This window comes from Zhongshania sp. (assembly GCF_029212375.1).
Classification (GTDB): Bacteria; Pseudomonadota; Gammaproteobacteria; order Pseudomonadales; family Spongiibacteraceae; genus Spongiibacter.
Genome location: NZ_JARGNU010000012.1, coordinates 92,009 through 114,328, shown reverse-complemented (window position 1 = coordinate 114,328; position 22,320 = coordinate 92,009). Strand labels below are relative to the sequence as shown.

26 protein-coding genes and 1 tRNA gene are annotated in these 22,320 nt (G+C 51.4%); 17 read left to right on the top strand and 10 right to left on the bottom strand.

Going from position 1 to position 22,320, the window contains the following annotated elements; genetic code table 11:
* Nucleotide 1 precedes the first annotated feature (1 nt).
* Both P1U47_RS13170 and thiI read right to left on the bottom strand, forming a co-directional pair.
* Nucleotides 2–430, bottom strand: a complete 429-nt coding sequence (locus P1U47_RS13170; RefSeq protein WP_301029500.1) for a thioesterase family protein — start codon at nucleotides 428–430, stop codon at nucleotides 2–4.
* Complete coding sequence (thiI, locus tag P1U47_RS13165; RefSeq protein ID WP_301029499.1) at nucleotides 427–1,881, bottom strand: tRNA uracil 4-sulfurtransferase ThiI; 1,455 nt, start codon at nucleotides 1,879–1,881, stop codon at nucleotides 427–429. The genes P1U47_RS13170 and thiI overlap by 4 nt, the downstream gene beginning before the upstream one ends.
* Before the next feature lie 326 nt (nucleotides 1,882–2,207).
* Between thiI and glnA the strand changes: the two genes are divergently transcribed.
* From glnA to ntrC, 4 genes are all read left to right on the top strand, one after another.
* Nucleotides 2,208–3,614: a glutamate--ammonia ligase gene (gene glnA, locus P1U47_RS13160; protein WP_301029498.1), complete on the top strand. Its 1,407-nt coding sequence runs from the start codon at nucleotides 2,208–2,210 to the stop codon at nucleotides 3,612–3,614.
* A gap of 158 nt (nucleotides 3,615–3,772) precedes the next feature.
* Complete coding sequence (locus P1U47_RS13155; RefSeq protein WP_301029496.1) at nucleotides 3,773–4,273, top strand: DUF4124 domain-containing protein; 501 nt, start codon at nucleotides 3,773–3,775, stop codon at nucleotides 4,271–4,273.
* Nucleotides 4,274–4,495: 222 nt separating this feature from the next.
* Complete coding sequence (glnL, locus tag P1U47_RS13150) at nucleotides 4,496–5,572, top strand: nitrogen regulation protein NR(II) (RefSeq protein ID WP_301029494.1); 1,077 nt, start codon at nucleotides 4,496–4,498, stop codon at nucleotides 5,570–5,572.
* Complete coding sequence (gene ntrC, locus P1U47_RS13145; protein WP_301029492.1) at nucleotides 5,569–6,987, top strand: nitrogen regulation protein NR(I); 1,419 nt, start codon at nucleotides 5,569–5,571, stop codon at nucleotides 6,985–6,987. The genes glnL and ntrC overlap by 4 nt, the downstream gene beginning before the upstream one ends.
* A gap of 96 nt (nucleotides 6,988–7,083) precedes the next feature.
* Here ntrC and P1U47_RS13140 read toward each other — a convergent pair whose 3' ends face one another.
* From P1U47_RS13140 to P1U47_RS13125, 4 genes are all read right to left on the bottom strand, one after another.
* Nucleotides 7,084–7,563 (bottom strand): tRNA (cytidine(34)-2'-O)-methyltransferase, encoded by a 480-nt coding sequence (locus P1U47_RS13140; RefSeq protein WP_301029491.1) that lies wholly within the window; start codon nucleotides 7,561–7,563, stop codon nucleotides 7,084–7,086.
* 106 nt (nucleotides 7,564–7,669) lie between these two features.
* A complete protein-coding gene (gene secB, locus P1U47_RS13135) occupies nucleotides 7,670–8,140 on the bottom strand; it encodes a protein-export chaperone SecB (protein ID WP_301029490.1) in 471 nt (156 codons plus the stop codon).
* Between the two features lie 74 nt (nucleotides 8,141–8,214).
* A complete protein-coding gene (gene grxC / locus P1U47_RS13130) occupies nucleotides 8,215–8,469 on the bottom strand; it encodes a glutaredoxin 3 (protein ID WP_301029488.1) in 255 nt (84 codons plus the stop codon).
* A 63-nt stretch (nucleotides 8,470–8,532) separates the two neighbouring features.
* Nucleotides 8,533–8,946 carry a rhodanese-like domain-containing protein gene (locus P1U47_RS13125; protein ID WP_301029486.1) on the bottom strand — a complete coding sequence of 138 codons (414 nt, stop codon included), beginning with the start codon at nucleotides 8,944–8,946 and terminating at the stop codon, nucleotides 8,533–8,535.
* 157 nt (nucleotides 8,947–9,103) lie between these two features.
* Between P1U47_RS13125 and gpmM the strand changes: the two genes are divergently transcribed.
* The 3 genes from gpmM (at nucleotide 9,104) to P1U47_RS13110 (ending at nucleotide 13,306) form a co-directional block, all read left to right on the top strand.
* Nucleotides 9,104–10,660 carry a 2,3-bisphosphoglycerate-independent phosphoglycerate mutase gene (gene gpmM, locus P1U47_RS13120; protein ID WP_301029485.1) on the top strand — a complete coding sequence of 519 codons (1,557 nt, stop codon included), beginning with the start codon at nucleotides 9,104–9,106 and terminating at the stop codon, nucleotides 10,658–10,660.
* Nucleotides 10,657–11,826, top strand: a complete 1,170-nt coding sequence (locus tag P1U47_RS13115) for a peptidoglycan DD-metalloendopeptidase family protein (protein WP_301029483.1) — start codon at nucleotides 10,657–10,659, stop codon at nucleotides 11,824–11,826. Before gpmM ends, P1U47_RS13115 begins: the two co-directional genes overlap by 4 nt.
* Before the next feature lie 94 nt (nucleotides 11,827–11,920).
* Nucleotides 11,921–13,306, top strand: coding sequence for a S41 family peptidase (locus tag P1U47_RS13110; protein WP_301029482.1), 1,386 nt, complete (start codon nucleotides 11,921–11,923; stop codon nucleotides 13,304–13,306).
* A gap of 50 nt (nucleotides 13,307–13,356) precedes the next feature.
* On the opposite strand, the gene hisF is transcribed toward P1U47_RS13110, so the two are convergent.
* From hisF to hisB, 4 genes are read right to left on the bottom strand one after another with little or no spacing between them, the layout of a single operon-like run.
* The gene (gene hisF, locus P1U47_RS13105; protein WP_301029480.1) at nucleotides 13,357–14,133 is read right to left on the bottom strand and encodes an imidazole glycerol phosphate synthase subunit HisF; all 777 of its coding nucleotides are present in this window, start codon (nucleotides 14,131–14,133) and stop codon (nucleotides 13,357–13,359) included.
* A 21-nt stretch (nucleotides 14,134–14,154) separates the two neighbouring features.
* Nucleotides 14,155–14,889, bottom strand: a complete 735-nt coding sequence (gene hisA / locus P1U47_RS13100; RefSeq protein ID WP_301029479.1) for a 1-(5-phosphoribosyl)-5-[(5-phosphoribosylamino)methylideneamino]imidazole-4-carboxamide isomerase — start codon at nucleotides 14,887–14,889, stop codon at nucleotides 14,155–14,157.
* Between the two features lie 15 nt (nucleotides 14,890–14,904).
* Nucleotides 14,905–15,570: an imidazole glycerol phosphate synthase subunit HisH gene (gene hisH, locus P1U47_RS13095; protein ID WP_301029477.1), complete on the bottom strand. Its 666-nt coding sequence runs from the start codon at nucleotides 15,568–15,570 to the stop codon at nucleotides 14,905–14,907.
* 11 nt (nucleotides 15,571–15,581) lie between these two features.
* A complete protein-coding gene (gene hisB / locus P1U47_RS13090; RefSeq protein ID WP_301029475.1) occupies nucleotides 15,582–16,175 on the bottom strand; it encodes an imidazoleglycerol-phosphate dehydratase HisB in 594 nt (197 codons plus the stop codon).
* A gap of 81 nt (nucleotides 16,176–16,256) precedes the next feature.
* Between hisB and P1U47_RS13085 the strand changes: the two genes are divergently transcribed.
* From P1U47_RS13085 to P1U47_RS13040, 10 genes are all read left to right on the top strand, one after another.
* The gene (locus P1U47_RS13085) at nucleotides 16,257–16,655 is read left to right on the top strand and encodes an acetyl-CoA sensor PanZ family protein (RefSeq protein ID WP_301029473.1); all 399 of its coding nucleotides are present in this window, start codon (nucleotides 16,257–16,259) and stop codon (nucleotides 16,653–16,655) included.
* Complete coding sequence (mutY, locus tag P1U47_RS13080; RefSeq protein WP_301029471.1) at nucleotides 16,652–17,725, top strand: A/G-specific adenine glycosylase; 1,074 nt, start codon at nucleotides 16,652–16,654, stop codon at nucleotides 17,723–17,725. The genes P1U47_RS13085 and mutY overlap by 4 nt, the downstream gene beginning before the upstream one ends.
* Nucleotides 17,722–17,994 (top strand): oxidative damage protection protein, encoded by a 273-nt coding sequence (locus P1U47_RS13075; RefSeq protein ID WP_301029470.1) that lies wholly within the window; start codon nucleotides 17,722–17,724, stop codon nucleotides 17,992–17,994. Before mutY ends, P1U47_RS13075 begins: the two co-directional genes overlap by 4 nt.
* An 83-nt stretch (nucleotides 17,995–18,077) precedes the next feature.
* Nucleotides 18,078–18,153: transfer RNA gene (locus P1U47_RS13070), tRNA-Phe, on the top strand.
* Between the two features lie 676 nt (nucleotides 18,154–18,829).
* Nucleotides 18,830–19,228 carry a hypothetical protein gene (locus P1U47_RS13065; RefSeq protein ID WP_301029467.1) on the top strand — a complete coding sequence of 133 codons (399 nt, stop codon included), beginning with the start codon at nucleotides 18,830–18,832 and terminating at the stop codon, nucleotides 19,226–19,228.
* Nucleotides 19,218–20,240, top strand: a complete 1,023-nt coding sequence (locus tag P1U47_RS13060) for a phage/plasmid replication protein, II/X family (RefSeq protein WP_301029466.1) — start codon at nucleotides 19,218–19,220, stop codon at nucleotides 20,238–20,240. The genes P1U47_RS13065 and P1U47_RS13060 overlap by 11 nt, the downstream gene beginning before the upstream one ends.
* Before the next feature lie 13 nt (nucleotides 20,241–20,253).
* The gene (locus P1U47_RS13055) at nucleotides 20,254–20,556 is read left to right on the top strand and encodes a hypothetical protein (protein ID WP_301029465.1); all 303 of its coding nucleotides are present in this window, start codon (nucleotides 20,254–20,256) and stop codon (nucleotides 20,554–20,556) included.
* Nucleotides 20,557–20,565: 9 nt separating this feature from the next.
* The gene (locus P1U47_RS13050; protein WP_301029464.1) at nucleotides 20,566–20,862 is read left to right on the top strand and encodes a hypothetical protein; all 297 of its coding nucleotides are present in this window, start codon (nucleotides 20,566–20,568) and stop codon (nucleotides 20,860–20,862) included.
* A gap of 89 nt (nucleotides 20,863–20,951) precedes the next feature.
* Nucleotides 20,952–21,089 carry a hypothetical protein gene (locus P1U47_RS13045; protein WP_301029463.1) on the top strand — a complete coding sequence of 46 codons (138 nt, stop codon included), beginning with the start codon at nucleotides 20,952–20,954 and terminating at the stop codon, nucleotides 21,087–21,089.
* A gap of 132 nt (nucleotides 21,090–21,221) precedes the next feature.
* Nucleotides 21,222–22,313, top strand: coding sequence for a hypothetical protein (locus P1U47_RS13040; RefSeq protein ID WP_301029462.1), 1,092 nt, complete (start codon nucleotides 21,222–21,224; stop codon nucleotides 22,311–22,313).
* The last annotated feature ends 7 nt before the right edge of the window (nucleotides 22,314–22,320 follow it).

The following is a 22,320-nucleotide window of genomic DNA, read 5'->3' as shown; positions in this document are numbered from 1 at the left end:
TTCAAACCGCCAATAAATGCGCCTGCAAATGGGCGCGAGCGGATTCCGACAGAGGTACTGGCCGATGCGCACCGTCAACACAAACCAAGGTTGACTCACCATCGGCAACCAGCTCGCTGCCGTCTTCTGAGTAGAGGCACTGTCGCAAACTAAAGCTACTATTGCCGATGTGCAGCACCCACGCCTTAGCTCTCAGCAAGTGGCCGTGATGCCACTCGCGGCGAAAGTTTAAGCCCACCGCCGCCATTATCAGCCCAAAATTATTAGCTCCTTCGCCCATTCCAAAGCCAGACTGCGCAAGCCAGTCGACCCGAGCCTCCTCTAAATAGCGAAAGTACTGAACATTATTAATATGGCCCATGCTGTCTTGATCGGCCCAGCGCGGCTTAATTAACACGTCAAACAAGGCTTTAATGGCAGCTTCACTCATGATGGACGATACACCTTTACGTTTTCAAAACCCTGTTCTACCAAATGTGAAGCGTGGAGACGGCTCATCACGCCCTTGTCGCAATACAGCATATAGGTTCGCGACTGATCGAGCTGCGCAAAGCGGCTATGTAGCTCGTAAAAAGGAATAGCCTGCACTTCACTCGTCGCCAATTTCAGAGGTTTACGATCAACCTCATCTGGGTGACGCACATCTACAATAACCGCGCCGGGCAGCGGGATCGGCAAGGACTCTACGGCGGCAACCGTGAGATCTTCGTCGGCGAGGGCGTCAATATTGATGTAATTGGCCGCGGCAATCGCCCGCTCTAGCACCGCAAAATCAAAATTCGCCTCTTGAGCCGCAATTTTTTCGGGCTTGGCGCGGGTGGTCGGCTTAACCGAAATCACCCCGCAGTACTCAGGCATATTGGCCGCGAAGGCCTCAGTGCCAATTTTAGCCGCAATGTTAATGATATCGAGCTTGTCGGCGCAGATCAGCGGGCGCAGCACCAAGGTGTCGGTGACTTGATCGATGACCGATAGATTCTGCAAAGTCTGACTAGAAACCTGCGCCACCGCCTCACCCGTAACCAAGGCCGCCACTTCTAGCTCGGCAGCGACTTGCGAGGCGGCACGCAACATCATGCGCTTGAGAATAACGCCCATTTGCGAGTTCTCAACATTTTTCAGAATCTCACCAACCACATCCTCAAAGGGCACGCTGACAAACTTCACACGATGAGAGGCGCCGTATTTTAGCCACAAATACAAGGCGACTTCTTTCACGCCAACTTCATGCTCGCGACCGCCAAGATTAAAAAAGCAAAAATGCGTGCGCATCCCGCGTTTCATGGTCAGATAACTGGAAACCGTTGAATCAAAGCCCCCAGAAATTAGCGAAACCACCGCATCAATGGTGCCCAGCGGAAAGCCCCCAAGACCTTCAATCCGCCGGTTCACAATGTAAACCAAATCCTGACGCACCTCGATGCGTACCGTCACGTCAGGGTTGTGCAAATCAACACCCGCAGACTCAACGTATTGATTCAGGCCGCCGCCCACGTAGCGCTCGACTTCACTGGAATTAAAATCGTGCTTACCCACCCGCTTACAACGCACCACAAAGCGTTTACCGCGGAGACTGTCGCCAATGGCAAGACGGGTTTTCTCGTAAATATCGTGCACATCCACCAGCGGGTATTCCAGCACCTCAACAAAGTGTGAAATGCCAGGGGTATTACTGAGCACAGCAACAAAACCAGCAATGACCTCGGGATCCTCACTCGCGGTTTCAATGGTTATTCTGTCCCAGTCACGAATAATCTCTAGGCTCGGATCTAGCGGCAGGAGTAACTTGCGCAAATTGTCGCGCAGCTGCCGAGTAAACTTCTTGCGAACCGGCTTACTCTTAATGATGATTTCAGGAAATAATTTAACGAGGAATTTCATTTAACGACCGAAAAAATGGAGGGGCGATTATTATACCCCCTCTGCCCAGCAGGGGGCAGCCCATCACCGTGCGCACCAAAACAGAGCAAATTATTGAGCAGAGCACCAATGTAACGCATTTATTTTGGCGTCGTGCACAAGCTTTAAGCAAAATTATCAAATGCAGCTAACAAGCAATACCGTGTAATAATCTTAAATCGGCATGTTTATTGCGTTTTCAGTTCGCAGATTGCGCCGCTATGCGGCACAATACATTGCGAATATAATTAATATCCCTCGGCGATGCCGAATTCAAACTTACTCTCTCTATCTGGAGGACGAAAATAATGTCAGAGAACACTCTGCAGTTAATCGCCGAAAATGACGTAAAGTGGGCCGATATGCGCTTTACCGATACCAAGGGCAAAGAGCAGCACGTCACTATTCCGGCAACAGACGTCGATGTAAGCTTTTTTGAAGACGGCAAAATGTTTGACGGTTCATCTATTGCCGGCTGGAAAGGAATTAACGAATCAGACATGATTCTGATGCCCGACGACGATGCATCTGTTTTAGACCCCTTCACCGAAGAATCTACTATTATCATCCGCTGCAACATCGTAGAGCCTACGACTATGCAGGGCTACAACCGCGACCCACGTTCAATCGCCCAGCGCGCCGAAGACTATATGCGCGCTACCGGCATTGCCGACAACGCACTGTTTGGCCCCGAGCCCGAGTTTTTCATTTTTGACGATGTTAAATGGAAAGTGTCAATGGAAGGCGCTAGCTATGCAATTGCCTCCGACGAAGCCGCATGGAAATCAGGTGACAACTTCGAAGAAGGCAACACCGGCCACCGCCCAGGCGTAAAAGGCGGCTACTTCCCCGTACCGCCGGTAGACAGCCTCCACGATCTGCGTGGCGCTATGTGTAATGCCATGACCGATATGGGTCTGACCATCGAAGTACACCACCACGAAGTGGGTACTGCTGGCCAGTGTGAAATTGGCGTTGGCCCCAACACCTGCGTTAAGAAAGCGGATGAAGTGCAGATTCTCAAGTACTGCGTACACAATGTTGCCCACGCCTACGGTAAAACGGCAACCTTTATGCCTAAGCCAATCGTTGGCGACAACGGTAGCGGCATGCACGTTCACCAGTCACTAAGCAAAGACGGTACAAACCTGTTTGCTGGCGATGTGTACGGTGGCCTGTCTGAAACTGCCCTGTTCTACATTGGCGGCATCATTAAACACGCCCGTGCTATTAACGCCTTCACCAACGCCTCTACCAACTCGTATAAGCGTCTGGTTCCTGGCTTTGAAGCACCCGTAATGCTGGCTTACTCAGCGCGTAACCGCTCTGCATCTATCCGCATTCCCTTTGTACCAAACCCCAAGGCCCGTCGTGTTGAAGTTCGCTTCCCAGACCCGTCAGCCAACCCTTACCTTGCGTTTGCGGTAATGCTAATGGCTGGTCTTGACGGCATTCAAAATAAGATCCACCCCGGCGATGCAGCCGACAAAGATCTGTACGACCTGCCAGCCGAAGAAGCTGCCGCCATCCCAACGGTTGCCTCTAGCCTAGAACAAGCCCTGCAAGCACTGGATGCGGATCGCTCGTTCTTGACCGCCGGCGGCGTATTTGACGACGATACTATCGACGCCTATATCGCCCTTAAGTCTCAGGAAGTTGAGCGCCTAGCCATGACAACTCACCCCGTTGAGTTCGATATGTACTACAGCGTTTAAACCACACTGCGCCTAAAAAGCCCGCTTAATGCGGGCTTTTTTGTGCCGGCAACCTTCGCTAGATTTACCCCCTGTTGCACATAGCCCACACCAATAGCAAAGCTTGCACTCCACAGCGCTTCACCACATCATAGAGCCCTTAAACACCGAGGTGCTGTATGGCTCGCAACTTACTCGTAATTTGTTTCACGCTGCTTACCAGCCTTAGCTTTGCCACTGAAATTTACCGCTCCACGGACCAGTACGGCAACACCGTGTTTTCCGACAAGGCGCCAAAGAACAGCACTCCCGTGGTACTCCCCCCCACCAATACCACCCCAGCAACCGAAGTTAACAGCCAAGCTAACCACCGGCCAGCCAGCACTAGCGTCAGCGCCAGCAACCAAATCACAATTCAATCACCCAGCAATGGCGCCATTATCGCCAACGGACTACTCCCCACCACCGTGAGCGCAAGCACTAAAAGCCCATTAGATTCTTCCCAGCACATAGTTTTCAGCCTAGACAATAAAACCCTAGCCAGCTCTAGCAGCACGCAATTCACCATCCCCAGACTAAGCCGTGGCCCCCACCGCATCAGCGCCACCATAATCGACGAGCACGGCCGACGAATCGGCAAAGACGCCGTCGATATTATGGTGTATCTACCAGGAAACTAAGCAAAGCCGATAATTAGCGCACCAATTTAGAGCGCAACCCCCTATACTAAGGGCAAGGGCGCCCGCAAATATTGCGTGCCACCCCCATCGACACTGCACTATATTGGGACTCAGGTCACAAGAGGCCCTCAAAAGCCGTCGATATTGGCGGTTAAATCTCCCTAACTCGCTTGGCCTAGAAATTGCTTTGAGCTAATGCATTACGAACATAATGGCGACGCTATGCCCCCGAGTAATATCCACCATCAAATTCTCGACAACCTTAAAACGGCAATCTTACTGGTAGAGCCGAACCTGACCGTGAGCTACATTAATCCCGCGGCAGAGGCTTTATTGGCGGTGTCAGATCAACGCATTCACGGCGAAGCCATCACCAAATTATTTCACGAACAAGAAGACACCCTTGTTAAATTACTCGACGCCATTAACAACTGCGAGGCCTATACCAAGCGCGAGACCGTTCTCACCCTGCGCTCGGGAATTGAAATCACCGTCGATTACGCCGTAACCCCAGTTACTGAAAATCGCCGCACCTCGCTCATCATCGAATTACAACCACTGGATCGACTCATTAGAATCAGCCGCGAAGAAGGCCTATTGTCGTCACAGCAAAATAGTCAGGCGCTAATACGCGGCATTGCTCACGAAGTTAAAAACCCTCTTGGTGGACTGCGCGGCGCCGCGCAACTGCTGGCCCGCGAACTCAACGACCCCAAGCTCCACGACTACACCAACATCATTATTGAAGAGGCCGACCGCCTGCGCAATTTGGTCGACACCATGCTCGGCCCCCATCGCGCGCCCGAAAAGCAAATGACGAATATCCACGAAGTTTTAGAGCGCGTGCGCCAGCTCGTCGAAGCCGAGAGCGAAGGCTATATCCGCATTATTCGCGACTACGACCCCAGCATTCCCGATATTCTTGGCGACCGCGAACAATTAATTCAGGCGTTTTTAAATGTTACCCGCAATGCCCAACAAGCACTGCGCCAACACGGTAACGAAGATAGCGACCCCACTATTATTATTCGCACTCGCACCCTGCGCCAACTCACCATTGGCGCCCACCGCCATCGCTTGGTGTGCAGCGTCGATATTATTGATAACGGCCCAGGCATCCCCCAAGACCTGCGCGCCTCAATTTTTCTGCCCATGGTCAGCGGCCGCGCCGAGGGCACAGGCTTAGGCCTGTCAATTGCACAATCCATACTCAATCATCATAACGGACTAATCGAATGTAGCAGCGAGCCGGGCAACACCACCTTTTCACTGCATATTCCGCTGGAGCAAGCCTCATGAGCCAAACCAATGCTGTCTGGATAGCTGACGACGATCGATCGATACGCTGGGTGCTAGAAAAAGCCCTAAACCAAGCCGGCATCATTACCCGCTGTTTTGAAAATGGCGACGGCCTGCTAAGCGAATTAGAGTCTGAAGTACCCGATGCCATCATTAGCGATATACGCATGCCCGGCATCGACGGGCTTAAATTATTGTCGCGTATTACCGCCGCCCACCCAGGCTTGCCGGTAATTATCACTACCGCGCACTCCGACTTAGACAGCGCCGTAGCCTCTTACCAAGGTGGCGCTTTCGAATATTTACCCAAACCCTTTGACGTAGACGACGCGGTTGCCACCACCCAGCGCGCACTGCAGCACGCCAATAAAAACCGGAATTTACTGCCCGAGCAGGCGCCGCTAGAAACTACCGAGATCATCGGTGAAGCGCCCGCCATGCAGGAAGTATTTCGGGCCATTGGCCGTTTGTCGCAGTCGAATATCACCGTGCTCATCAACGGTGAATCCGGTACTGGTAAAGAGCTAGTCGCTCAGGCGCTACACCGCCACAGCCCCCGCGCCACCAAGCCTTTTATTGCATTAAACATGGCCGCCATCCCTAAAGACCTAATGGAGTCGGAACTGTTTGGCCACGAAAAAGGCGCCTTTACTGGCGCCAGCGCCCAGCGCCGCGGCCGCTTTGAACAAGCCAATGGCGGCACCCTGTTTTTAGATGAAATTGGCGACATGCCCGCCGACACCCAAACCCGTTTATTACGAGTGCTGGCCGACGGCGAATTTTATCGGGTCGGTGGTCACACCCCCGTCAAAGTTGACGTGCGCATTATCGCCGCCACCCACCAAAACTTGGAAAAGCTGGTTAAGAGCAATCACTTCCGCGAGGATTTGTTTCACCGTATCAATGTTATTCGCATTCACCTGCCCAAGCTCTCGGAACGTCGCGAAGACATACCCAAGCTCATGCAGCACTTCTTTACCCGCGCGGGCAATGAATTAAACGTTGAGCCTAAGCGTCTGCGCCCAGAAACCGAAGAATACCTATGCCAAATGGAATGGCAGGGCAATGTTCGTCAACTGGAAAACACCTGCCGCTGGCTGACGGTGATGGCCTCGGGCCGCGAAATTCATATCGACGACCTGCCACCTGAGCTACTAGAGCGCCCCCAAGGCGAAGCCGCGCCCGCCTCTAACTGGCAGGACAACCTCAAGCGCTGGGCAGACCAAGAACTGATGCTAGGCCGCGAAAAACTACTCGACCGCGCCGTACCCCAATTTGAACGCATCATGATTGAAGCCGCCCTGCGCCACACCCACGGCCGCCGCCGCGACGCCGCAAACCTGCTCGGCTGGGGACGCAACACCCTGACCCGCAAGATTAAGGAATTGGGAATGGGTGGAGATGATGAGGATTGATTTGGGGCGAGTCGGGTGTCTGAAGTCGGATGTCTGAGGCTTAAAGAACCGGTCGGACGTTACACAACGAAGCTCCGCACGGTTTTTCGTCTGACGTCAGACCTCCGACGTCAGACTTGCCCCTATAAACCCCACTTGCCGCCACGCTTCATAACTCACTAGCGCCACGGTATTCGACAAATTCAAACTGCGCGCCTCGGCCATCATTGGCACCCGCAGGCAGTGTTCCTGCCCTAAGCTTTCCCGCACGGCTGGCGGCAGGCCCGAGGTTTCTGAGCCAAACAGCAGTACGTCTTCAGCTTCAAATTTGGCGTCGGCATAATTGCGGCTGCCCTTGGTGGTTAACGCAAATATCCGGCGGTCGCCCATCGCTGCCAAAAAACTCGGGTAGTCGGGATGGCGGGTCACCCGCGCTAGGTCAGCGTAGTCTAGCCCCGCGCGCCGTAGTTTTTTCTCCTCCATATCAAAACCCAGCGGCTCAATCAGGTGAAGATGGCAGCCATTATTAGCCACCAGCCGAATAATATTACCGGTATTGGGGGCAATGCGCGGCTCGTACAAGGCAATATGGAACATAGCTGAGGCACCAAAAAAACTAAGTGGCTAATAACAATATAGGGGATAAAAAAATACCGCATACCGAGTAATCAGTAATGCGGTATTTTTATACGAGCGCCAGAAATTAGTGTGTCGTAGACGCCGCTTCGGCCTGACGCGCAGCCGCTTCTTCGGCTTGGCGATAAAGCGCTTCAAAGTTCACTGGCTGCAGCGCCAAAGCGGGGAAACCACCTTTCACTACCAGTGAATCAACCGCTTCACGCAAATACGGAAACAGCATATTAGGACAAGCTATGCCGAGTAGCTGACGCAATTGCTCGCCTTCAATACCTTCGGCCATAAACAAACCAGCTTGATGAATTTCCACCAAGAAGGCAGTTTCGTCATCTTCAAGCTTGGCGGTGATCGTCACCGTAAGAACCACTTCGTAGGTATTGTCAGCCACCGCTTTGCTGCGGGTATTGAGGTCAACCTGTATTTTCGGTTTCCACGCCTTGGTAAAAATTAATGGGCTAGCGGGAGACTCGAAAGATACGTCTTTAGTGTAAATACGCTGTAAGGCAAATTTGGCTTGAACGGGCGTTTCTTCTGACATTGTTTTCCGTTTCCTAAACTAATTTAAAGGGGTTATACCGTATATAAGGCCTAGTTCCACACTTAACAAGGCTACTAAGAGGCAATCAGCGCATCTAATTTAGCGCCACGCTCTAAGGCATACAATTCATCGCAGCCGCCAACATGGGTCTCGCCGACCCAAATCTGCGGCACCGTGCGCTGACCACTGCGCTTAGCTAAGTCACTGCGCAAATCATTGCGACCGTCGACTGGGATTTCGTCAAAGGCCACACCCTTGCTAGTCAACAACTGCTTGGCGCGAACACAATATGGGCAAAATCGCGTTGTATAAATTGTTACCTGTGCCATTTCCACCTCTTTTATAACATCTTCACTTACGCAAAACACCGCGTCACAAAATACTGACCAGCTTTATTTTTTAATCAGCGGCATTTGCATTATCTGCCACTCAGAAACGCCACCTTTAAGACGGTAAACTTGGCTATAGCCCAGCGAACCTAACTTTTTACCCGCGGCGCTAGCATGCTGCCCCAACTTGCAAACCAATATCACCGGCTTGTCTTTTTCAACGTGGTCGGCTACTTCTTTCTCTAGCTTAGAGAAAGGCAAATTGACCGAACCCAAAATATGGCCCTTGCTAAACTCGGCCTTATCGCGCAAATCGATCACTACTGCGCCTTGCTGGTTCACTAAATTCACCATTTGCTGGGGGCTAAGACTCTTCCCCGCGCGGCGCTGCTCATGAAAGCTCAGCAACAACAGGCAAGAAATTAATGCCGATATCAGTACCCACTGCTCAGCAACAAAGGGGATTAATTTATCCATGGAAACATCTCTTTATGCCATGTGCGCTGCACAATTCGCGAAAAAAGCGAGAGTATACACTGCCAAGCAGCAATTCTCACCCACCGCCGCATAGCCTCAACTCTGCGAAAAAGCTACAATGCAACGTTAATCCCCAGTGTTCTAAAGTGTGAGATTTATGGCCAACACCCTAGCAAAAAAACCAGTCGTACTCGTCATCCTCGACGGCTTTGGCTATCGCGAAGACCCTAAAGACAATGCTATTTTCCACGCCAACACCCCAAACTGGGACCGCCTGTGGCACGAAGCACCTCACACCCTTATATCTGGCTCAGGCCTTGATGTTGGCCTACCCGACGGCCAAATGGGCAATTCAGAAGTTGGCCATATGAGCCTTGGCGCCGGCCGCGTGGTTTACCAAAGCATTACCCGCATCGACAAAGCCATTAGCGACGGCGACTTTTACAGCAACCCCGTTTACACCCAAGCCGTCGATAAAGCCGTTGCCGCGGGCAAAGCCGTGCACATTCTCGGCCTGCTCTCGGCGGGTGGCGTACACAGCCACGAGAACCACATTCTGGCAATGATTGAGCTTGCCGCCCAGCGCGGCGCCAAGCAGGTTTATGTTCACGCCTTTTTAGATGGCCGCGACACGCCGCCGCGCAGCGCCCTAAGCTCGCTCGACAAGCTCGATGCCAAATTTAGTGAACTGGGCTGCGGCCGCACCGCCACCATGATTGGCCGCTACTTCGCAATGGACCGCGATAATCGCTGGGACAGGGTCGAGAAAGCTTACAATTTACTGACAAGTGCTGACGCCGACTATTGCTACGACAATACCAGCAGCGCCTTGCAAGCAGCCTACGAGCGCGACGAAAACGATGAGTTTGTCAGCGCGTCTATTATTCAGAAGGCGGGTGATCGCGACGCCAAGATCAGCGACGGCGACAGCGTCATCTTCATGAACTTCCGCGCCGACCGCGCTCGCGAAATTACCCGCGCCTTTGTCGACACTGACTTCGATGGCTTTAAACGCAAAGTGCGCCCCGCGCTGGCAGAGTTTGTAATGACCACCGAATACGCCGACAGCATCCCTGCCGCCGTCGCCTACCCACCCAGCACCATGCACAATAGTTTTGGCGAAGTAATGGAAAAGCAAGGTAAAACCCAGCTGCGCATTGCCGAAACCGAGAAGTACGCCCACGTTACCTTCTTCTTTAGCGGCGGCCGTGAAGCGCTTTATGAAGGCGAAGAGCGCAAACTGATCGCCTCACCAGATGTTGCCACCTACGACCTACAACCAGAGATGAGCGCCCCCGAACTGACCGACCAACTGGTTGCGGCAATTCACAGCGGCAATTACGACGCTATTATTTGCAACTACGCCAATGGCGATATGGTTGGTCATACCGGCGTATTTGCGGCCGCGGTTAAAGCGGTTGAAGCCTTAGATATTTGCATAAAACGCGTTGCCGATGCAGTGTTAGAAGTTGGCGGCCACTGCCTAATAACCGCCGACCACGGCAATTGCGAGCAAATGGTAGACTACGACGCCGGCCAAGCGCACACCCAGCACACCACAGAACTAGTGCCATTAGTCTATGTGGGCAGCAACAAACAGAAACTCCAAGAAAAGGGCGGCAAGCTGGCCGACATTGCCCCCACTCTCTTGGGCTTAATGGCTGTGGAGCAACCCGCCGAAATGACCGGCGTAAACTTGCTTAGCGACATTTGAAACGGCCAGCGGCCTTGTCCATTCGCATGAAACTCTGCCGCGCTGTAGTGCTCGCATCACTGCTAGCCGTGCAGTTTGTCAGCACTGCCGTGGCCGACGGCGAAGCCAGCAAGCAACAACTGCGCGAGCTCAACCAAAAAATAGGCAATTTAAAAAAGTCTATTAGCAAACAACAGAGCGAACGCAGTAAAACCGCCAAGGCACTGCAAAGTATAGAAAAAGATATTGGTGTCACTGCCGCTAAGCTGCACCACGCCAAGCAAAAATCACAGCAACAACAACAGCAGCTAAACGAACTAGAAGCCCGTCAGCGCCAATTGCGCAGCCAGCAAGAAAGCCAAAAAGCGCTTATTGCCGAGCACGTGCGCAGCGCCTACGCACTGGGTAAAGAAAGTCAGTTAAAAATGCTGCTGAATCAAGAAAACCCCGAAGAGCTCAGCCGCACCCTCACCTACTTTGATTACTTCAACCGCGCCCGCAGCGTTGAGCTGCACAAATACCGCGACACCCTTCAAGAATTAGACGACATCAAGCCCGCGATCGCTGCCGAAGCGGCGGCCCTAGCCGACAGTCGCCGCGAGCTTGAGCAACAGCAACACGCCTTGGTTGAGCAAAAGCAGCGTCGCGCCAAAGCCTTGGCCGGTATTGATACCGAAATCGCGAATTCAAGCAGCTCACTAAGCGGCCTCGACAAGCAGCGCAAAGATCTCGAGAGCGTACTGCAAGCCGTTGAGCGCGAAGTGACCAATATTGCCATGCCCGCCAACTACAAACCCTTTAAAGCCCTGCGCGGAAAAATGCCTTGGCCCATTAACGGCAAGCCATTAAATCGCTACGGTGCAGCGCGCCACGGCAGCTCAGTAACGTGGCAGGGCATTCAAATTAGCGGCAATGAAGGCGATGCCGTAAAAGCCATTCATAATGGCCGCGTGGTCTTTGCCGACTGGTTGCGCGGCGCCGGCCTGCTTATTATTGTTGACCACGGCGGTGACTATCTCAGCCTTTACGCTCACAATCAGAGCCTATTGCGCGCCGAGGGAGACTGGGTGCGGGGCGGCGAAGGCATTGCCACCGTCGGCAATAGTGGGGGCCAACGTCAAGCTGGGCTGTATTTTGAAATACGCTACAAAGGGCGCCCTACCGACCCGCGCAGCTGGTGCCGCTGAGCTAAACCACGCTAGCCAATTACGGCTCGGCAGCTTTCACCAGCAAAGCAAGATACAATAAGTTTCGTTTTAAAGACGTTCTGGGAATTCATTTATGCCTGATATGTTTCGCCACACCTTTTCTGCTTTATTGGTATTACTGCTGGCAGCACCTACCCCGCTACTGGCCGACCAAGACAAAAGCGCCGATCAAGCAGAGCAGCTCGCCGAAGCGAGCAGCCAAGGCCAGCTACCCCTTCAGGCACTGCGCAATTTTGCCGATGTATTCAACCAAATTCGCCTCAGCTATGTTGAAGAAGTAGACGACAAAACCCTGCTCGAAAATGCTATTCGCGGCATGCTCAGCGGCCTCGACCCGCACTCAGACTATCTCGACGCCAGCTCCTTTGAAGACTTACAAAACCACACCACTGGCGAATTTGGCGGCCTCGGCATTGAAGTCGGCATGGAAAACGGCTTTATCAAGGTCGTCACCCCCATCGACGATACACCCGCAGAGCGGGCTGGCATTCAACCTGGCGATCTGATTATTCAAATCGACAACAAGCCCATAAAAGGCATGAACCTGCAGGAAGCGGTTACCTTAATGCGCGGCCCAGCGGGCAGCAAAATTGTGCTCACTATTTTGCGCAACGGTGTTAACGCGCCCTTTGAAGTGAAACTCAAGCGCGATGTAATTACCGTTGCCAGTGTGCGCGGCGAAATGCTCCAGCCTGGCTACGGCTATATTCGAATTTCACAGTTTCAAAGCCGCACCGGCCAAGACCTGAAAAAAGAATTAGCCACCCTCAACGCCGGCCGCACGCCCCTAAAAGGCTTAATTCTAGACTTGCGCAACAACCCAGGCGGCTTGCTGCAAGCCTCAGTGCAGGTAGTGGACGAGTTTATCAACGACGGCCTTATTGTTTACACTGAGGGCCGCCTACCCAATGCCTATAGCCGTTTTATGGCCAGCGCCAAAGCCCCCGCCGATGACACGCCAATGGTGGTATTAATTAATGGCGGCTCGGCCTCGGCCTCAGAAATTGTCGCTGGCGCCCTGCAAGACCACCAGCGCGCCCTTATTGTCGGCACCCAAAGCTTTGGCAAAGGCTCGGTGCAAACGGTACTGCCACTATCCGAAGACAGTGCAATAAAACTCACCACCGCCCGTTACTACACGCCGAGTGGCCGCTCCATACAGGCACAGGGAATTATCCCTGACATCGTGGTAGAAAAGGCACGGATAGAAACCTTAACCGCAGGCATTCAAGTTACCGAAGCCGATTTAGCGGGTCACCTTGGCCGTGGCGATGGCGCAGAAAGCGACAGCAATAGCCGCAAACAAGATAAAAAAGACAAGAACGACAGCAATGAATTAGCCGCCAATGACAACCAGCTCTATGAAGCGCTAAACTTATTGAAAGGCTTACACATTATGTCTAGCGCCAAGAAGGCCTTGGCCGAAGCGAACGGCGAAGCAGAAACTGCAACAAAGTAAGCGGCAAGCAGAAAGACAGGAAAAACAAAAACGGGCCGCGGCCCGTTTTTTTATAAGCGAACTTCTATTCCCCGCGCCGCCATATAGGCCTTGGCTTCTGGTACGGTGAATTCACCAAAATGGAAAATACTGGCGGCCAATACAGCGTCGGCATGCCCCTCAATAATCCCATCGACTAGATGGTCGAGATTACCCACCCCGCCAGAGGCAATCACCGGCACCGCTACCGCATCGGAAATCGCTCGCGTTAACGCCAAGTCGTAACCGGCCTTGGTGCCGTCGCCGTCCATGCTGGTTAATAGCACCTCACCGGCGCCGTTATTTACCATTTTAATCGCCCACTCCACCGCATTAATACCAGTGTGTTTGCGACCACCGTGGGTAAAAATTTCCCAGCGCGGGCGGCCATCTGCTTCGTCGGCAACGCGCTTGGCGTCAATAGCGATCACAATGCACTGAGAGCCAAAACGGTCGGCCGCTTCTTTTACAAAATCGGGGCGGTGAATGGCGGCAGAGTTAATACCCACCTTGTCGGCACCGGCGTTAAGCATGGCGCGAATATCTTTAATCTCGCGAATACCGCCGCCAACCGTAAGCGGAATAAATACCTCCGTAGCAATCTGCTCCACGATGTGCGCGGTGGTTTCTCGGTCTTCGTGGGTAGCGGTAATATCTAAAAAGGTGATTTCATCCGCGCCCTGCTCGTTATAGCGCTTAGCCACCTCAACTGGGTCGCCAGCGTCGCGAATACCAACAAAATTCACACCCTTCACCACGCGACCTTTGTCAACGTCTAGGCAGGGAATAATACGTTTAGCCAAAGCCATTATGCTGTCCTGTTCCGGTGTTTAAGCCTTGCCGTCGCAATAGCTTTGCGCTTCGCGCAAATCGAGCTGACCTTCGTAAATTGCGCGACCAGTAATAGCGCCGAGAATACCGGCATCCGCAACTTCTTGTAAGGCGCGAATATCATCCATATTGGTCACGCCGCCAGAGGCAATCACTGGCAAGCCGGAAGCTTTGGCCATCGCAACCGTCGCATCAATGTTCACACCCTGCATCATCCCGTCGCGGGCAATGTCGGTATAAACAATGGAATCCACGCCGTCTTGTTCAAAGCGCTTAGCCAGCTCGGTGGCCAATAAGGTAGAAACCTCCGCCCAACCATCGGTAGCCACTAAGCCGTCTTTGGCGTCTAAACCAACAATCACCGAACCAGGAAAAGCCTTACAGGCCTCGGCAACAAACTTAGGCTCTTTAACCGCCTTGGTGCCGATAATCACGTAATTCACACCGGCATCCAAATACTGCTCAATGGTGTGCAGCGAGCGAATACCGCCGCCAATTTGAATTGGCAAATTGGGGTAGGCCTTGGCAATGGCGCTAACCGCCTCGCCATTCATGGGCTTGCCTTCAAAGGCGCCGTTCAGATCGACCAAATGCAGACGACGGCAGCCTTCCTTTACCCAACGCGCCGCCATTTCAACGGGATCGCTGCCATAAACAGTAGCATCATCCATTTCGCCCTGACGCAGGCGCACACAGTGGCCGTCTTTTAAATCAATCGCGGGAATAATCAGCATAGTGAAACCTTAAAATTAGTCAGTTACTGGGAAGAAGGCCGCAGGACGATCCCAGTTCAAAAAATTGCTCAGCAAACGCAGGCCCATATCACCGCTTTTTTCGGGGTGAAATTGCACGGCAAACACATTGTCGCAGGCCAGCGCCGCATGTACTTGCACGCCGTAGTCGCAGCTGCCCGCCACAAACTCTGGCGCGTCAACGTAATAGCTGTGCACAAAATAGAAACGGCTGGCGTCGGGAATACCCGCCCACAGCGGGTGCTCAATGGTCTGAATAACATTATTCCAACCCATGTGCGGAACCTTAAGACGCCCACCTGCTGCATCGCGCAGATCACTGCCAAAGAACTTAACAGCGCCAGGCAATACGTCTAAGCACTCAACGCCGCCATTCTCTTCACTGGTTTCCAGCAATGCTTGCATACCAAGGCAAATCCCAAGTAATGGCTTTTGCGCCGCAACTTCCTGAATTACCTCGTCTAAGCCACGGGATTTAAGCTCTGCCATGCAATCGCGAATCGCGCCCACACCGGGAAAAATCACCCGATCGGCGCTTAAAATTGTGTCAGGGCAATCGGTAACAATGACCTTAACGCCATCGCCAACCTTCTCGAGGGCGCTGGCCACCGAGTGCAAATTACCCATGCCGTAATCGATTACGGCAACGGAAGACTTACTCATATTGAAAAATCCTAGAGACTACCCTTGGTAGAAGGCGTAATGCCCGCCATCCGCTCATCTGCCTGCAAGGCCATGCGCAGCGCGCGGCCAAAGGCTTTAAACACGGTTTCGGCCTGATGATGGGTGTTTTTGCCGCGCAAGTTATCGATATGCAGGGTTACCTTGGCGTGATTAACAAAGCCGTGGAAAAACTCAGAGAATAAATCCACATCAAAGCCGCCAACGCTGCCACGGGTATAGGGCACATGATATTCCAGACCGGCGCGACCAGAGAAGTCGATCACCACCCGCGACAAAGCCTCGTCTAGCGGCACATAGGCGTGGCCGTAGCGAGTAATGCCTTTTTTGTCGCCAACCGCCTCGGCAAAGGCTTGGCCCATGGTGATGCCAATGTCTTCAACGGTGTGATGAGCGTCGATATGCAAATCCCCTACCGCGTGAACGTCTAGGTCAATTAAACCGTGACGGGCGATTTGATCCATCATATGGTCAAGAAACGGCACACCCGTTTCAAAATGGGATTTACCCGTACCATCTAGATTAACGGTCACAGTAATCTGCGTCTCTAGGGTATTACGGCTGATCGTAGCTTTGCGCTCGTTCATCGACGCCTCATCGGTTATTTGCTTACAATGAGGTATTATAAAAAATCCCGAACCGTATTACACCAAGCAGAAACGTCATAAATGCCCGTATACGCAGAAATCATCACTAATCCAGACCAACAAGACAGCAGCGATCTGGAAATACTCTATCCTGGTAGCAGCGCCAAGCTGGTCGCCGAGGCCGCCGCTGGCAAGCTAATCTTGTTTGGCGGTCGCTTTAATGGCCGCCTGCTGGCCGCATGCACCCTCACCCCCATATTCGGTGGCGACTACCAGCTCGCACAGCTCTCTGTGCGGGAAGTGACCCGCCGGCGCGGGGTTGCTCGGCAATTAATCATCCAAGCCATGAAGCAACTCCCTCCCGACCTAAAGTGCATTTCAGCAGATTTGCGCAAAGGCCCAGAGCTGATTAACTTATTCTCTGAGCTGGGGTTCAGCGCCAACAACACCATCTGGCAGTGGCATCGCCCCGACGCATGAGTAAAACCACATTCAGTCAGCAATTGCTGCAATGGTTTGATATTGCCGGCCGCAAAGACCTGCCTTGGCAGCAAGACATTAGCCCCTACCGAGTTTGGGTGTCGGAAATCATGCTGCAACAAACCCAAGTCAGCACGGTAATCCCCTATTACCAGCGATTTATGGCGCGCTTTCCTGACCTAGTAAGCCTTGCACTCGCGGCCAACGATGAAGTGCTCGCGCTATGGACAGGTCTTGGCTACTACGCCCGCGCCCGCAATTTACACAAAGCCGCCAAAATGATTTGCGAAGACTTTGGCGGGGTATTTCCTAACGATCCCGAAACCATCCAAACCCTACCAGGAATTGGTCGTTCCACCGCCGCGGCCATTTACTCCATTGCTATTGGCGGCCGCGCGCCAATATTAGACGGCAACGTAAAGCGCGTACTTAGCCGCTACGCCGCTATCGACGGCTGGCCAGGACTGAAAGACATCGAGGGCCAATTATGGCTCCTCGCCGAAGACCTCACCCCTAACAAGCGCGTGGCCGACTACACCCAAGCCATCATGGATCTCGGCGCCACACTCTGCACCCGCAGCAAACCCAAATGCCCAGAGTGCCCAGTGCAATCTGGCTGCGCAGCCTATGCCGCCGGCAACCAAACTAATTACCCTGGCAAAAAACCAAAGAAAATAACGCCCGTTCGCGAGATTCACCTGCTCATCATTGAAAACCCCACCGGTGAAATTCTGCTAGAACAACGCCCCAATAGCGGCATATGGGGCGGCTTATGGAGCCTACCCGAGGCCATCGACGTTGACGCCGCCAAGCATTATTTAGACAACACCCTCAACGCCAAAGGCCACATTCAGACTTGGCCAAATATGCGCCACACCTTCAGCCATTTTCATTTAGATATCACGCCACTGCACATCAAACTCAAGGCCGATATCAGCACCACCATGGAACCTCGCGAGATGCTCTGGTATAAGGGGCACAGCAATCAGCAAGTCGGCTTGGCGGCACCCGTCAAAAAATTGCTCGACGCCGTATTCAGCCAAGATTTACTAAGGAAACACAGCGCATGACCCGCACCGTATTCTGCAAAAAATATCAGCAAGACCTCGAAGGCCTAGACAAAGCCCCCTACCCAGGCCCAAAAGGCCAGGATATTTTCGAGAACGTCTCTAAAAAAGCCTGGGAAGAATGGCACGCCCACCAAACCATGCTCATCAACGAAAAACACCTGAGCATGATGGATCCAGCATCGCGAAAATTCTTGCAAGCCGAGATGGAAAAATTTCTTTCCGGCGAAGAATATGAAAAAGCAGAAGGCTACGTTCCACCCAGCGAATAAGTCATTGCGTTTGGGGCTTGACTCGCAGATTAGGAACAGGTTTAATACGCGCCTTCTGAGAAGCAGCCAAAGCTCTCAAATATGCCCAGATAGCTCAGTCGGTAGAGCAGAGGATTGAAAATCCTCGTGTCGGCGGTTCGATTCCGTCTCTGGGCACCATTTTAATTATCAGTTTTTTCCCGAATCCTTCCCAAAACTTTTTCACCTCTGGGCTTTTTGCCCCTTCTGCGTTTTGGTCTGCAATAACGGTTTCTGGTGGCAATTCTAGTATTTCTGCGACTTTTAGACACTGTGCGTCATTAAGAGTCTTTATTCTTCCGGTTTTGTGATTGCTCACCGTTGCTCGGGTAATGCCTATTTTTGCTGCTGCTTGGTTATCGCTCGGCAGGTTCAGCTTTGTTTTTACTGCTTGTATTAGCGTGTAACTATCCATTTTTTCTGCCTCTGTATGTCGCTAGATACATATTCTGCTTGACAACTTTATTTTATGCAATGTATCTTGCGACTAACACTGTATTTCACTACTTACACGGTCTTAGGCATGACGCAAAAAAAATGGTTCCTTGACCTCTGGTTTTTCGTTCTCTGTCCTCTGGCGGTCTATTTCGTGCCTCCTTCCGCGTTTTCACCCTTTCTCATTGTTTTAATATTTTTACTGGTCTTGCTTTGGTCATTTTTGCGGATCATGGATTTTACCGATCGCTCGTCGGGCGTTGGTTGCATAGGTGAGGTTCTTAGCTAATGCAATTCTCTTATCGTTGTCCTTGGTGCGGGCTTTCGTGGTTTTCCGATAGCTGTCTCTGCCCCATTTGCAATAACGAAGGCGTCAATCTCCATGAGTAGGCCATATTGGCTTGATGACGTTGGCCGGCCAATAGATTTTGGCACCCCCTATTCTCAGCATGTTCGTGATTATCATTTCTGGATCGGCTTAGAACGCATGCGGTCTTTTCGTGCTGAGTTACATCGTCATCAGGACGCCAAGGCTGCTAAACAGTGTTTGAGCTTTGGCGGCTGTGTTGCCCCTTGCGAGCATTACCGCCTTGAGCATTTGACTCGTATGGATGATTTAGCGGCTTTGTCTCAATCCTCAGATCGTATCATGGCCGAAATGCGGCACGGGTTTTCAGTGGCGGCCCCTGTAACACCGCCACTTAGTCCCATGGGTGGGACTCACAGCCCAAAATTGATCAAAAAAGCAGCAGATTCTTGGGCTAAAAACCATGCTAATTGATTGGGTGACATCTCGTATTTCCCTAGAAGATTGTTCAGAGTCTGTTCGCGCCGCTGCCGTTCAATTGGGAGATCGTGTTGTGAGGTATTGCCCAATAACTGGTGAAGTTCGCTATGAGGTTCAGGCTTGGGATTCTATACGCTCGGATAGCCATCAGATTTCTGTTCGTTGCACATCAGACTTATGGATACAAGGCAGTCCTGCTCGGATCATGGGCGACGGTTGCGCTGTTTTCGGTTCCGGTGCGTCAAGGGCTCTTGATTTGATGGGTTGTGTTACTCGTATGATTGCTTTTGTTACTGATTACCTCGGCGCCGGCGCTTTACCTGATCCTAGTCTTTTTCGCGTATCTCGCGTTGATGTTACCTCGAATTTATTGCTTGGTTCCCATCAAGAAGTTTTGCAAGGCCTCCAAATTTTGCGGAATTGTGAGGGTGGTAGGTATCGCATAAGCCAACAGCGCGGCGAGACTTGTTATTGGAATCACGGATCAAAATTGAGGTCTGGCAAGGCATATTCAAAAGGCCCACATCTTATTGAAATGATGAAAAAACCAGATTATACGGGCCGGCAATATAGCCCTTTAGAAATTCAAGCGGCTATGCCACTTTTGAGGCTTGAGTTATCTCTGAAACGAGAATTTTTTCTCCGCAATGATTGGCGTGAATTAACGCCAGCGGATTTGAATCGCGAATGGTGCGAATATTTCGAGCGCATGATAGGGGGCGCTGACATGGTTAATGAATCGGATTTGAAAACTAAAATTTTAAAGGTTGCTCCTACCGATGGGCAAGGTAAAGCTGCGTATGGTTGTTGGGCAATGATTCAATCTCAAGGCTGGGAAAAGGCCCGTGATTGTTATACCAAAACGACTTGGTATCGGAATTTAAAAATTTTGCGTTCTGCCGGTTTGGGGGACGCGGATATTAGCGCGGGGAAGGTTGTCGCGCTTCGTCAAAGGATCATCGAAGCTCAACAAGTTTCAGATTGGTCACAACTCGTAGCTGCATAAAAAGGTAAATATTATGAAACAGAAAATGTTTGTTTGCGGCGTATCTCGTCGCCAAGGTATTTCTAAGAAAACCGGCAATCAATACGACATAGCGATTGTCACAACTTTACAGCCGCAATATGGCACTGATGCAAATTATGTGGCGTCTGGTTTTAAAGTTGTCGAAATGCAAGCTCCAGCAGTTTTAGTTACTCAAGCTCTTTCTTGGGCCTTTCCTTGCACTGTCGATGCCGAATTGTCCATTCGTAATGATGGGAAGCTTGATATTATGAGTATGGCTGTTTTGTCTAAAAGTAATTTAGCTGCAGCGTCTTAGGCTTAAAAAATGACTGATTTCTATTTGGGATGCAATGATGGCTCATTCACTACGGTTAAAACTCTTGCGGGTGTGGTCATTCGTTGTAGCGGAACAATTGCCAACGTTTCCGAGGCTGAACTAATCGAAAGCCTATCAACGGGTACGCTGTCCCAGTGGTTCGACGTTATTTTTGGAACGCCCAATCAGGCCGAATTGCAAACAGCATTCATGGCCGGTTGTACGATACCGCTAATTGCTTATTTGTCAGCGTGGGCGTATGGGAAATTAATTAATTTCGCTACTCGCGACGACAATAATTATTAGAATTCACCTCTAGGGGTAAATCGCTCACCAGTGCGTTACTGGTCACACTTCGGGGGCTATCTCCGACAACTTTAAATAAGGAGTCCTTTATGGATTTTACAGCAGTTACATCGGCTATTGATGCCACCACCATCGTCGCGGCGGTTACTGCGATCGCAGCAATTAAGATCCTCCCCGGTGTTGCTAAATGGGGATACAACAAAGTTATTGGCTGGTTCGGCGGCTAATCACTTTTTGTCGGGGCTTCGGCCCCGTTTTTTATTTATTTAAAAAACTTTGCGGTGATTAAATGATTTTAATGTCCTTCTCTTTTTTGCTCGGCATTGGTACTGCTGTTGGTATTATCGTGGGGTTTAAAGGTGCGTAGTATTATCTCCATTTTCTTATTTTTTTTTGCTTCGTCCGCTTTTGCCGGTTATAAATGGGTACATGACAATTCGACAGGTGTTTGCGCTGAAAATCCAGAACAAGCTTGTTATACGGTAACTTTGGCCAAGATTTGGACAGGTACAAGATGTGCGCAAGATGTTGGTGGTCAGCCGTCACAGTATAGTTGGATATTCACAAGTTGTTTATACGTTCCTCCTCCTGCTGATGATTGCGCAGCAAAATCTGGTGTTTCTGTGTGGACATCAGTAGATCAAGCCCCGTTAATTAAAGATGCTGACGATTGTTTAGCAGAATGTTCTCTCGTTGTTGATTTTGATTCGAGTACACCTTCAACTCGGTGTACATATACCGGCACTGTTGCCGATCTTGATGAAAACGACAATATTATTCCCCCAAATGATTATCCTGATGAAACTTCGCCTGAGCATTGCGAGGTTGATAACAATGCTGGGGTTTGTCTTGATTCAAACCACCCTGATAATTCCGTCAATGGAGACGGTTCGCCGGCTGAGGGTTGTCCAGATAACCGGCCGCAATACGGCAAAATTGCGCTTAACGGAAAAACTTATAATGTTTGCGTTGCATCTGGTGGGGGTGGCGAGGGGATCACATACACTCAAGACCCTAATAAGCCGGTAAACACTGGCGGCGCCGGTACAGAGGCACCTGCAAATAGCGGTGATTCTGGCACTGGTGGTGCTGGCCCTGCAGCTCCTCAAACGGGAAACACCGGTGGTGGATCATCTGATCCAAGTACTTCGGGTGAATTAGGGGAAAATGATTTTTATGAAGCTGGGCAAACTGGCAATGGTCAAGACTTAACATACTCTAATATTTTAACTAATTTCCAGTTTCGTGTTTCCGAATCCGCGGTAGGCTCAAGCTGGAAAAATTTTTTTAATGTCAGCATAACTGGTTCCTGTCCGTCTTATGCGCTTAGTACGTGGATATTCAATATCACTTTTGATCAATGGTGCTCCGCTATGATGCCGTGGGGGCTAATCAGCGGTGTTTTGATGGCGTGTGCATTATTTATGGCTGGTAGGATCGCGTTCACATGAGGGCTGC

Coding starts and splice junctions, on each gene's coding strand:
- P1U47_RS13170 (WP_301029500.1), bottom strand. CDS start 430: ATGAGTGAAGCTGCCATTAAAGCCTTGTTTGACGTGTTAATTAAGCCG.
- thiI (WP_301029499.1), bottom strand. CDS start 1,881: ATGAAATTCCTCGTTAAATTATTTCCTGAAATCATCATTAAGAGTAAG.
- glnA (WP_301029498.1), top strand. CDS start 2,208: ATGTCAGAGAACACTCTGCAGTTAATCGCCGAAAATGACGTAAAGTGG.
- P1U47_RS13155 (WP_301029496.1), top strand. CDS start 3,773: ATGGCTCGCAACTTACTCGTAATTTGTTTCACGCTGCTTACCAGCCTT.
- glnL (WP_301029494.1), top strand. CDS start 4,496: ATGCCCCCGAGTAATATCCACCATCAAATTCTCGACAACCTTAAAACG.
- ntrC (WP_301029492.1), top strand. CDS start 5,569: ATGAGCCAAACCAATGCTGTCTGGATAGCTGACGACGATCGATCGATA.
- P1U47_RS13140 (WP_301029491.1), bottom strand. CDS start 7,563: ATGTTCCATATTGCCTTGTACGAGCCGCGCATTGCCCCCAATACCGGT.
- secB (WP_301029490.1), bottom strand. CDS start 8,140: ATGTCAGAAGAAACGCCCGTTCAAGCCAAATTTGCCTTACAGCGTATT.
- grxC (WP_301029488.1), bottom strand. CDS start 8,469: ATGGCACAGGTAACAATTTATACAACGCGATTTTGCCCATATTGTGTT.
- P1U47_RS13125 (WP_301029486.1), bottom strand. CDS start 8,946: ATGGATAAATTAATCCCCTTTGTTGCTGAGCAGTGGGTACTGATATCG.
- gpmM (WP_301029485.1), top strand. CDS start 9,104: ATGGCCAACACCCTAGCAAAAAAACCAGTCGTACTCGTCATCCTCGAC.
- P1U47_RS13110 (WP_301029482.1), top strand. CDS start 11,921: ATGCCTGATATGTTTCGCCACACCTTTTCTGCTTTATTGGTATTACTG.
- hisF (WP_301029480.1), bottom strand. CDS start 14,133: ATGGCTTTGGCTAAACGTATTATTCCCTGCCTAGACGTTGACAAAGGT.
- hisA (WP_301029479.1), bottom strand. CDS start 14,889: ATGCTGATTATTCCCGCGATTGATTTAAAAGACGGCCACTGTGTGCGC.
- hisH (WP_301029477.1), bottom strand. CDS start 15,570: ATGAGTAAGTCTTCCGTTGCCGTAATCGATTACGGCATGGGTAATTTG.
- hisB (WP_301029475.1), bottom strand. CDS start 16,175: ATGAACGAGCGCAAAGCTACGATCAGCCGTAATACCCTAGAGACGCAG.
- P1U47_RS13085 (WP_301029473.1), top strand. CDS start 16,257: ATGCCCGTATACGCAGAAATCATCACTAATCCAGACCAACAAGACAGC.
- mutY (WP_301029471.1), top strand. CDS start 16,652: ATGAGTAAAACCACATTCAGTCAGCAATTGCTGCAATGGTTTGATATT.
- P1U47_RS13075 (WP_301029470.1), top strand. CDS start 17,722: ATGACCCGCACCGTATTCTGCAAAAAATATCAGCAAGACCTCGAAGGC.
- P1U47_RS13065 (WP_301029467.1), top strand. CDS start 18,830: ATGAGTAGGCCATATTGGCTTGATGACGTTGGCCGGCCAATAGATTTT.
- P1U47_RS13060 (WP_301029466.1), top strand. CDS start 19,218: ATGCTAATTGATTGGGTGACATCTCGTATTTCCCTAGAAGATTGTTCA.
- P1U47_RS13055 (WP_301029465.1), top strand. CDS start 20,254: ATGAAACAGAAAATGTTTGTTTGCGGCGTATCTCGTCGCCAAGGTATT.
- P1U47_RS13050 (WP_301029464.1), top strand. CDS start 20,566: ATGACTGATTTCTATTTGGGATGCAATGATGGCTCATTCACTACGGTT.
- P1U47_RS13045 (WP_301029463.1), top strand. CDS start 20,952: ATGGATTTTACAGCAGTTACATCGGCTATTGATGCCACCACCATCGTC.